This is a genomic window from Flavonifractor plautii ATCC 29863 (assembly GCF_000239295.1).
Classification (GTDB): domain Bacteria; phylum Bacillota; class Clostridia; order Oscillospirales; family Oscillospiraceae; genus Flavonifractor; species Flavonifractor plautii.
On the sequence record NZ_JH417763.1, the window covers coordinates 22,221 to 31,960 of the forward strand.

Genomic DNA, 9,740 nt, shown 5'->3' on the forward strand with positions numbered 1-9,740 from the left:
ACTACCCCTCGATGGGGGTGAGAAGGGCCCCGTCCCCGTCAAATTCCAGCGGCTCGGGCTCAGAGCAGGCCGCCACGCCGGGCCATTTACCCGCCTTCACGTCCCTGTAATAGGCCTCGCTGAGCATGATGCGGCCGATGTGGAGGCTGTTTGGGATGCGGATGATCCGGGCGCGGCTGCGGTCGATGCCGGTGCAGGTGCGGATACACATCTGAATAGCCTCCCTGTCGTTGGCCACCACGCAGGGGATGCGGGCGGAGGTGAGGACGGTAGAGGTGAGACAGTTGGGGTACATCTTTTCCGTGTCGATTTTGTCAAAGAACCGCTTTGTGATCACGTTGGCCAGGCCCACGCCCAGGGCGTTGCCGTGGCTGGCCGCGCTCAGATCGAGAAAGCAGGTGCGCTGCACCTCCACCCCGCCGTGGGCGTACTCGGTGGAAAAGGTGCCGGTGATGTTGGGGTCCACGCCGGTGCCCGAGTAGTTCTTGCCCGTCTCGTCCACCACCAGCACGTCGCAGGCGCCCACCAGCAGGGAGGGCATCCGCTCAAAGGCAAACTGGAGCAGCTCCGGCTCCCGGGCGAGAATGTCGTCCCTGTCGATGGCCTCGATGCGGCAGGTCTCGTCATAGGCGTTCTCGATACAGGGCAGGGCAAAGAGGATGGGGGCCCTGGCCAGAATGACCTTGGCGATGGAGGGGATGTTGGCCCCGATCTTGCCCATGCCGTCGGAGTGGACCCGCTCGGCCCCCTTCTGCTTGCCCAGGCCCACGGCGAGCATCTTGCAGGGCCCGCTCTCGTAGGGGCCGCGGAAGGCGTTGTGGGGCTTGAGGCGGCAGGAGACGATGATACCGTCGGCCTCATAGGCGTTTTTGTCCAGGTACACCGGCAGGCCGGTGTCGGAGGTGCCCAGCTCCACCACCTCCATGCTGCTGCGGATCTCACAGCCCATGGCCTCCGGGGTGATGCCGTAGCTGGCCAGCACCTCCAGCTGCCCCTCGGCAGTGGCGCCGCCGTGGCTGCCCATGGCGGGCACAATGAAGGGGACGGCGCCCCTGGCCTTTACAAAGTCCACGATGGACCGGGTGATGAGGTCCACGTTGGCGATGCCCCGGCTGCCCGCCGTGATGGCGATGGACATGCCGGGCCGGATTTTGGAGCGGAAGGGCTCCCGGGACAGCTCCCCCGCCACGGCAGCGGGGATGTCTGCGGGGGCAATGCGCTCCCGGGGGAAGAGCTGCTCGGCGCGGAACATGCGGGGAATGGGCACGTCGGCCAGCAGACGGGAGACGACGCCCCCCTGTTTGATTTCCATACCAAACCGACCTTTCTCTTGTCAGGTAATAGGCGCGGGATTGAAGATGCACAGGTCGTTGTGGAAGCCGTACTGGTCGGAGTAGGGCTTCTTCACGCCGCTGGCCACGTCCAGAATCAGGTGGAACAGCTCGGCGCCCACGTCGGCGATGGTCTTCTCGCCGGTGGCGATGGGGCCGGCGTTGACGTCGATGAGGTCAAACCAGTGCTCCTTCATCTCGTTGCGGGAGCAGACCTTGATGACCGGGGCGGCGGCCAGCCCGTAGGGGGTGCCCCGGCCGGTCATAAAGACCTGAAGCCCGATGCCGCTGGCCAACTGGCAGGGCCCGCAGACGATGTCGCTGGCGGGAGTGGCGGCGTAGATCAGGCCGTGCTTATGGGGCTTCTCTGCCGGGGAGAGCACCTCCTCGATGGGGGCGGTGCCCGACTTGGCGATGGAGCCCATGGCCTTCTCTACGATGTTGGCCAGGCCGCCCTTCTTGTTGCCGGGGGTGGGGTTGGCGTCCCGGTCCACGCCGCCGGCGTCCAGGTAGTCGTCGTACCACTTCATCTCGGCGGCCAGCTTGTCCCGGGCGGCCGCGTCGCGGCAGCGGGCGGCCAGCAGATGCACTCCGTCGCGCACCTCGGTGACCTCGCTGAACAGCACGGTGGCGCCGCCCTTCACCAGCATGTCGGCGGCGTAGCCGGCGCTGGGGTTGGCGGTGAGGCCGGAGAAGGCGTCAGAGCCGCCGCACTGCATGCCGATGAGCAGCTCGCTGAGGGGCAGCTCCTCCCGACGGCGCTCGTTGAGCCGTTTCAGCTTCCGCTCGGCCATCTCCATCAGGGCCTGCATCATGGCGTCGTGGCCCCGGTAGTCCTGGAGGGTGAGGGTGTTCTCCGGGGTGATGTCCTCCGGGGGGAGCACCATGTCGTAGGTGAGCTTTTCACAGCCCAGGCCCACCACCATCAATTCGCCGCCGAAGTTGGGGTGGCGGATGAGGTTGGTGACCGCCCGGATGGGGATGTGGGCCTCCCGGGCCTTAATGGCCACGCCGCAGCCGTAGGGGTGGTTCACTGCCACCACGCCGTCCACATTGGGGTACTTGGGCAGCAGCTCCCGCTTGATGCGCTCCACCGCCACGTTGACCACACCGGCGGCGCACTGGACGGTGGTGACAATGCCCAGCAGGTTGCGGGTGCCGGCGGGGCCGGTTTTGTTGCGGTAGCCCATCCAGGTTCTGCGGGGCGGATCGGGCAGCTCTTCCATGGGGACGAGGCTGGTCCCGTAGGGCATGTCGTCCAGGCCGGGGGACTGAGGCAGGTCCAGCATGTGCTCGTTGATCCAGGCCCCAACGGGGATGGGAGCCTTGGCGTAGCCCAGCACCACGCCGTAGCGGACCACCTCGCCCCCCTTGGGGATGTCAGTCAGGGCGATCTTGTGGGCCTGGGGGATGTCCTCCCGGGTGACGACGCCGGGCATGACCCCGGTGCCGCGGGGGATGTCGTGGACCGCGATGGCCACGTTATCCGCATCCTTGACCTTGATGTAAAGTGGTGCACTCATAGACGAATACTCCCTTTTGGCCGATGTCATTCCACCGGACGCGGGGCGCGCCGGACGGAATGACATCGAGGTGTTATGATGATTACTGCTTGCCGGAGAGCTCCTTCTCCTGGCGCTTGGCCTTGCGGTTGTCCAGAACGGCGTAGACCACGGACAGGATGATCAGCGCCCAGATAACCCAGCTCATGGGACGCACGAACAGGCCGGTCAGGGAGCCGTTATAAGCGGTGAGCACCTGAATGAAGTAGTCCTCCAGGTCGCCGCCCAGAATGAAGCCGATGAGGAAGCAGGACACGGGGAAGTGGAACTTCTTGATCAGAAGGCCCACAATGCCGAAGAGCAGCAGGCACCACACGTCGAACATGCGGCCGTTGAGGGTGGCGTAGGCGCCCACGGTGCACATCATGAGCACCACGGGGTACAGGCGTTCCTGGGGAATGAGGACGATCTTCGCCAGCAGCTTCACCGGGAAGAACATGACTAGGTACATCAGGATATTGCAGCACAGCAGGGCCACCAGAATGGTGTTCCAGATCACCGGATTGTTGGTGATGAACAGGGGGCCCACCTGAATGCCCTGGAGCATGAAGGCGCCGATCAGGACGGCGGTGGTGGAGTCGCCGGGAATACCCAGGCTCAGCAGGGGCACCAGGGCGCCGCCAGTCAGGCCGTTGTTGGAGGACTCGGACGCGATCAGGCCCTCAGGCACGCCGGTGCCCAGCAGCTCGGGATGCTTGGACCAGCTCTTGGCCTGGGAGTAGGCGATCAGGGAGGCGGCGGAGCCGCCCACACCGGGCAGGATGCCCATGAAGGTGCCCAGCAGGGAGGAGCGAATGACGTTGATGACCTGCCCTTTGAAATCGTGAAGAAGGCTGAACTTGACGTTGTTTTTGACCTCTACAGTGTCCTCTTTGCTGTAGGAGGCGTGCATACCCGTCTCACACTGCTGGAGCATCTCGGAGACGGCGAACAGGCCGATGAGCACGGGGAAGAGCTGGAAGCCGCTCTGCATCTGGCTCTCCAGGAACTCAGGGACCATGCGGTATTCATTGTTGACGGAGAACTGGTTCATCATGGCCACCAGCACGCCCAGCATACCGATCCACAGGCCGCGGAGCATCTGGCCCCGGGACAGGGCGGCGATGACGGTGAGGGCGAAGAGGATGATGAGGAACTTCTCCACAGCGGAGAACTTGATGGCCCAGCCGGCCAGGATGGGGGTGAAGAGGGCCAGCACCACCAGGGAGATCATGCCGCCCATGAAGGAGGAGGTGACGCCGATTTTCAGGGCGCGTTCTCCCTCGCCCCGCAAGGCCATTGGGTGTCCGTCGAAGGTCGTACACACCGACGACGGGGTGCCGGGAATGTTGATGAGGATGGCGGGGACCAGGCCGCCGGAGATGCCGCCCACATAGAGGCCCAGCAGCAGATAGAGGGCCATCTCCATGGAGTAGGCGTAGGTCAGGGGGAGGAACACGGCCACGGCCATGGTGGCCGTCATGCCGGGGATGGCGCCGAAGATGATGCCGATGACGACGCCGAACAGGGCCACGGCGATGTACTCCGGGCCGATCACGAAGGGCAGTTCAAATCCCATGAATCACACCAGCCTTTCTTTAGTAGAGAATGAAGCCCAGGGACGGAATCTCAATGGTGAGGAGACCGGAGGGCAGGGTGATGGCGAACGCGGTGCCGAACACAACGCTGATGATCAGGCAGGCCACCACGGAGATGATCAGGCTGGTGATGTGGTACCTGGGGTTTTTCAACTGCGCCTTGTTGGCAAACAGGGTGTTGAACAGGAACAGGCAGATGATGGACCAGAAGGTGAAGCCCAGCTTGTCCAGCAGGAAGAAGTAGACCACCATCAGGGCGATCGTACCCCAGAATTTGAACTTGTCGTAGTGTTCCACGAAGAAGCGGCCGGGCTTGACAAAAAAGCCCTTGCCCGCCTTGATCCGGGCCCGCCCCTCCAGGGCGATCAGCAGGACGCCCAGAATCACCAGAATTCCAATGGTGATGATGGGGAAAATCCAGTGCTGGGTTGAATACTCCACATTGATACGCATCTTATTACCTCTCTTTCGCAGGGTGGTATCACAGAATATCACCCCGCTGAAGCGCCAACCGCCGGCTGGGCTTCAACGGGGTGACACTCCAACAGATATTAGGTCAGCTCGTCCAGGCCGGGGGCCACGTCGATGATCTCCTGGCCGATGTCCCGCTTGTCGCTGATGAACTGGCGGGAGGCCTCCAGATCCGCTTCCTCGGCGGTGACGGCGCTGTAGAGCAGGCCGGCCATCTCAGCCTGGAAATCGGGGTTCTCACAGACCTTCTGCATGGCGGCGGCGATCTCATTCAGAATGCCCTCGTCCATGTCCTTGGGGAAGAGCATGAAGAAGTCCTTGTTGAAGTCGAAGGGCTCGCCGTTGAAGGTGATGCCGTCGTCGGCCATGGAGATAACGCCGCTGCCCTCCAGGTTGCCGCAGGTGTCAAAGAGCTTCATGGCCAACTGGGCGTCCACGCCCTCCTTGGTGAACTCCACGCAGGAGGAATAGTCGGCGTAGATGATGTCGGTGTTGCCGTCCCAGAGGCGCTGCTTCTTTTCGTCGGTGGTGCCGCCCACCAGGGCCTTGATGCGGCTGGCCACCTCGTCGCCGTACTGCTCCTGAACCCACATATACCACACCACAAAGTCCAGGTGGGAGGCGGAGCCGGACTCAATGTTCACCCGCAGCTCCTCGCCGGGGTTATCGGCCAGCCACTGGGCGGCCTCATTCAGGTTGTTGTAGGGTGCGTCGGCCTTGGCCACAAAGCAGCCGCCGGGGTTGACGCCGATGCGGGGGCCGACGGTCAGGTTCTCCAGGGCGTAGTCCTCACTGACCGCGCCGAAGAGTACGCTCAGGAACGCCATGTCGTGGAACATCATGATGGTGGTGCCGTCGCCCTTGGCCTTGGAGATGGTGTCCAGCGCCTGGGCGTTGCCGATGGCGTCCACCTTGCCGTTGAAGCCCATCTCCTCGCCCAGATAGCGAGTGACCATGTCGGCGATCATGTAGGAGTCGCCGCCGGTGGAGGTGGAGCCGATGACCACGCGGACGCGCTTGCCCTTCAGGCTGCTCTCGCCGGAGGCGGCGCTGCCGGTCGCCTCGGTGCCGGGATCGCCGGTGGAGGGAGTGCCGGTTTCCGTGTTAGAGGGGGTGCCGCCGCAGCCGGCCAGCAGGCCGACTGCCATGGAGGCGGAAAGGAGCAGAGCCGTCAATTTCCTGAACTTCATTGTTCAATTCCTTCCTTTCGTTCGGTTCATTCACTGGGGATGTTCCGTGCTTGCTTGCGGGGGATGGGGGCGCTTCACTACCGTGGCACTATGATAGCAGGCCGCGGCGCGGGTTTTCCATTCGCAAAAGGCAATGAAATGGGAGAGCAAATTTGTAAACTCTGTGTGGGTTTCAGAAAAATGAATTTAAGATTTCAAAAATACCCGTTCTGCGTTTCAAATATGGAAGATTTGTTTCGCTTAGAACTGTAAATTTATAGAAAACATCGGTTGATTTTTATAGTTTGTCAGAAAAAAACAAGTAAAATTTGTGCAAAACAGATAAGGGCAGGCGCGGTTCACCCTCCGCCTGCTGCTCCTTGTGCGGAACAAAAATCTCTGTTACACTGAACATGAATACAAAGTTTTTGTACCGTTCTGGTCAAAAGGAGTGTCACACCATGAAATCAGAATCTGCGGAGCTGGTAAGCGGCCTCATCCGCCAATACCGCCGCCTGCGCCTGCTCTACCTGGGTTATCTGGCGGCGGCCGTCCTGGCGCTGGTCTTCTTCTTTGTGGACAAGCGCGTTACCCTGGCGCTGGTGGCGGCCAGCCTGGTCTACCACCTGGTGGTGGTACGGAGGGCGGGGAAGGCCTACCAGCGGGCCTTTGTCCACGCCTGCGGCCAGTGTACCCTGGCCCGGCGCCTTCAGGACGCCCGCCATACCGAAGCGCCCACCCTGGAGGAGGGGGAGCTGCGCCGCGCCCGCCTGGTCGCCGCCAACGACGCCAAGGGCTCCGTCCTGGTGCGGGAGGGCGGCTCCGGTACCTACCACGGCCGCCGTGTGCGCCTGGGTGACGCCGGGTTTACCCATTCCTTCTCCATGGAGGGGAAAACCCACCACGAGTTCGTGGTGGGCACCTGGGTGACGGTGGAGCTGGGGAAGGACACCGGGCTGGACTGGCGGCTCATCCACGAGCGGGTGATGATGAAGCCGTCCCGGGACGCCATGCTGCGCCGGGAGAGCGGGCTGCGGCGGGTGGTGGGCTTCGGCCCCGACTGGATGGAGGACGGCACCTGGTTTGCCCTCCGGCCGGAGGGCAAACCCGACGTGCCCGGTGACGCCTTCCTCGCCGCCCTGCGCCGGCTGTCCGCCGCCACCGACAAGCCCCTGGCCGTCTGCGTCCAGGGAGACCGCCTCCATGTCTTTGTCACCAACCGTATCCTGGGCCAGAAGGTATCCAGCCGCGTCCCGCCGAGCGCCGCCGTGGCCGAGGTGGATTTTCTCCCCGAGCTGGACGGAATTCTCAAGGCCTCGGACGCCCTGGTATAAAACTTCATGCGCCAAGAGCGCACCACGAAAACGGGCAAAGGCTTGTGGCGCATGAAGTTTATGCGCATATGGGCCGTCCCGGCCCATGCGCTTTGATTTCATGGCCGTGCCGCTGAAAGCGGCACATGGCCAATTTTGCTATGCTTTTGCAAAGCAAAGAGCAGACAGGGTGCGCCCCCCGGCGATACCGGGGGGGCGCACCCTGTCTGCTGTTCGGTCAGCCCTCGAATCGGTCGCGGATGCCATACTGCTTCATCCGCCGCCAGAGGGTGGTTTTGCTGATGCCAAGCTCGGCGGCGGCCGCGGCCCGGCTGCCGCCATTGCGGGAGAGCACCTCCGCCAGCCGGGCGGCCTCGGGGGAGACGGCGGCGGGGAGGGCCTGCCCCTGGGCGCGGACCACCGGGAGGGGATAGAGCTCCTCCAGCAGGGAGCGCACATAGCCGTCGTTTACCGTGCGGGCGGGGGCGGTGAGCACCATGCGCTCCAGAAAGGCGCGGAGCTGGATGTAGTTGCCCGGCCAGGGGTAGTCCATGAGCAGCCGCCGGGCCTCCCTGGTGAGCACCACATAGCGGTTGAACTTCACCACGCAGTCGTCCAGGCACATGTCGATGGCCTGGTTCAGATCGTCCGGGCGGGTGCGCAGGGGCGGCAGGCTCAGCCGCAGGGGGGTGAGCAGATAGTAGAGCTCGGGCTGAAAGACGCCGGCCTCCAGCTTGGGGGCCAGGTCCCCGGTCAGGGAACCGATGACCCGCGCCGCCACCGGGGTGGGGGTGTCCTCGCCCTGCACATGCACCACGCCCTCGCGGAGCAGACGGCAGAGCACCCGCTGCCCGCCGGGCGTGAGCTGGTCCAGGTTGTCCAGATAGAGCGTTCCGGTGTCCGCCGCCTTGCCCGCCCGGGACAGGGCGGCTTCCTGCTCAGGGGAGTGGGCCGCGCAGTCGAAGGTCACGAAGGGGCCCTTGGAGCAGGGGCTGGCGTTGTGGATGCTCTGGGCAAAGAGGGACTTGCCGCTGCCCACCTCGCCGTAGACCAGGATGGGCTGCCCGGTTTCGGCAAAGGTGCGGGCCAGCTTTACCAGGCGGGACATCTCCCGGCTGGTGTGGTTCACGTCTTCAAACCGGCCGTGAGCCAGATAGCGCTGAAGCCGGTAGCGTTCCCGCAGAGCCCGCTCTCCCTGGCGCTCCATCTTCTGCATCTCATAGAAGGAAAATACCATGCCCTCCCCGGCGTCCCAGTCCGCCACGGGGGCGGCATTGGCCACCACGTGCACCCCCGCCACGTTGAGCACGGAGAAGTAGAGCTCCCGCCGCTGGGCCAGCGCGTCGGCCCAGAACTCGGCGTCCTCCCGGGGCATCAGCGTGGAAAGAGGGAGTCCCACCAGCTTCTCCCGCTCCTGCTCCAGGATCTTACAGGCCACGTCGTTGCTCTGGACGATGATTCCCCGGGCGTCCAGCTCCAGAATCCCGTTGAAGGAGTAGTCCAGCAGAACTTGCAGGTGGGCCGTGTTGCGGCGCTCGGCGTCGGCGACCTGCCCCACGTTGCGGGCGTGGAGCAGGCTGGTGCGCAGGGAGTCCTCCGTCCCGTCGAAAAAGAGGGTGCGCTTGCCCAGCCGGCGGCAGTAGGCATTGACAAAGTCGCCGCCCAGAATGACATCCATCCCGTCGGCCACCGCCTGCTCCGCCCCGCGCTCCATCTCCGACAGGCCGGAGATAAAATAGGTGTGCAGCTCTATGTCGAAAATCTCCTCAAAGCCCTGAATATTGCCCACCATGTTGGGGATGGTCACCACACCGATCTTCGGCCGCTCCAGATGGGAGACCAGGCTACGGGCCCGGTGGAGCAGCCGGGCGATCTCCAGGCCGGTGAGCTGGATCTCCACCACCGGGAAGTCGGTGTGCTCCTTGAGAATGGACGCCTGGCGGCCTCGGGCCACCAGGATGTCGGCGCCTGCGCGCCGACAATCCTCCATGAGGTCTAGAATCCGCTCGGTGGGGACGGACTGGTTGAGCACCACATCCATCTCCAGCTCCCGGGCGATCCGCCCGGCGGGCTCCACCATCTCCTCACGGGGGAGCAGGAGCGCAAATCTCGCCATGTCGATTCCTCCTTCTGCTTCGTTCTCATCTTACCCCAAGGAAAGGCCGGTTGTAAAGATTGTAAAGCGGGAGATGGCGCGGCTGAAAAATCTCATGCCAGAGGGTTCAGAGAGAAGGAGCGTGTGAAGGGAGCTGCCAGGGTTCCCTTTGGCATGAAATCAAACGGCGCGGCCGGGACAGAGAAAATCCGTCCCGGCCGC

The 9,740-nt window shown here is 63.7% G+C and carries 7 protein-coding genes; 1 reads left to right on the forward strand and 6 read right to left on the reverse strand.

The genetic code is table 11. The features are described 5' to 3' along the window. Position 1: 1 nt before the first annotated feature. From HMPREF0372_RS09210 to HMPREF0372_RS09230, 5 genes are all read right to left on the reverse strand, one after another. Positions 2-1,312, reverse strand: a complete 1,311-nt coding sequence (locus tag HMPREF0372_RS09210; RefSeq protein ID WP_007491307.1) for a nickel pincer cofactor-dependent isomerase, group 22 — start codon at positions 1,310-1,312, stop codon at positions 2-4. 21 nt (positions 1,313-1,333) lie between these two features. Then, positions 1,334-2,854, reverse strand: coding sequence for a galactarate dehydratase (garD, locus tag HMPREF0372_RS09215; protein ID WP_007491309.1), 1,521 nt, complete (start codon positions 2,852-2,854; stop codon positions 1,334-1,336). A gap of 82 nt (positions 2,855-2,936) precedes the next feature. After that, a complete protein-coding gene (locus HMPREF0372_RS09220; protein WP_007491311.1) occupies positions 2,937-4,451 on the reverse strand; it encodes a tripartite tricarboxylate transporter permease in 1,515 nt (504 codons plus the stop codon). A 19-nt stretch (positions 4,452-4,470) separates the two neighbouring features. Further along, positions 4,471-4,923: a tripartite tricarboxylate transporter TctB family protein gene (locus HMPREF0372_RS09225; RefSeq protein WP_007491313.1), complete on the reverse strand. Its 453-nt coding sequence runs from the start codon at positions 4,921-4,923 to the stop codon at positions 4,471-4,473. Positions 4,924-5,021: 98 nt separating this feature from the next. After that, complete coding sequence (locus HMPREF0372_RS09230) at positions 5,022-6,131, reverse strand: type 2 periplasmic-binding domain-containing protein (RefSeq protein ID WP_007491316.1); 1,110 nt, start codon at positions 6,129-6,131, stop codon at positions 5,022-5,024. Positions 6,132-6,571: 440 nt separating this feature from the next. On the opposite strand from HMPREF0372_RS09230, the gene HMPREF0372_RS09235 reads away from it, so the two are divergent. Continuing rightward, on the forward strand, positions 6,572-7,444 hold the full coding sequence (locus HMPREF0372_RS09235) for a hypothetical protein (protein WP_039997082.1): 873 nt from the start codon (positions 6,572-6,574) through the stop codon (positions 7,442-7,444). Positions 7,445-7,661: 217 nt separating this feature from the next. Here the strand turns inward: HMPREF0372_RS09235 and HMPREF0372_RS09240 are convergent, their stop codons facing one another. Beyond that, positions 7,662-9,539, reverse strand: a complete 1,878-nt coding sequence (locus HMPREF0372_RS09240; RefSeq protein ID WP_007491322.1) for a sigma-54-dependent Fis family transcriptional regulator — start codon at positions 9,537-9,539, stop codon at positions 7,662-7,664. Positions 9,540-9,740 lie beyond the last annotated feature (201 nt).